A 625-nucleotide genomic window follows, 5' to 3' on the forward strand; every position below is an offset into this window, starting at 1 on the left:
AGGCCGTCCCGCCACGGAAAGACAAGAGACTGCCGGGAAACCCCCAAAAGAACGGGCCGGGGGATAAAGGAAACGGACGGCCATGTCAGGGATGTTCGGCCCCGTGAGCGAGGGGGCGCGTCCCGGCTCGGCCCCTGCCATCTCTTCCCGGCCCGGGCAGGCGGCGCAGCCGCCAATGAACTCGACCACAAGAGCCTCGGGCGGCGGTGGGCGCGTCAAATCGCTACGCGCTCCTCAAAGACGGCGTCTGCCGCCCTCTTGGGCTGGTCATAAGCCGCCACGGATCGCTACGCGCTCCTCCACGACGGCGTCCGACGGCAGTCTGGGGCTGATGGGGGTTAAAGAGGCCAGAGAACGGGGCCGGTGATGGGATCGGGGAGCGATTCCTCGGCCCATCCGAGCTGGATTCACGTCAGGACGAAGACGTCACCCAAAACCCACTCCCAAATCACCTCAATTGGGGCATCTTGCCTGGCCTTTTCGTCCGGTACTTCGCCTGACGTGAATCCAGCTCGGAATAGCCGCTGTTCGGGGCCTTTTCCGCCCCAGACGGCGGTCAGACGCTGTCATGGAGGAGCGCGTAGCGATCCGTGGCGCCTAGACCAGCCCCAGACTGCCGTCGGAC

Source organism: Streptomyces sp. NPDC091371 (genome assembly GCF_040684275.1).
Classification (GTDB): Bacteria; Actinomycetota; Actinomycetes; order Streptomycetales; family Streptomycetaceae; genus Streptomyces.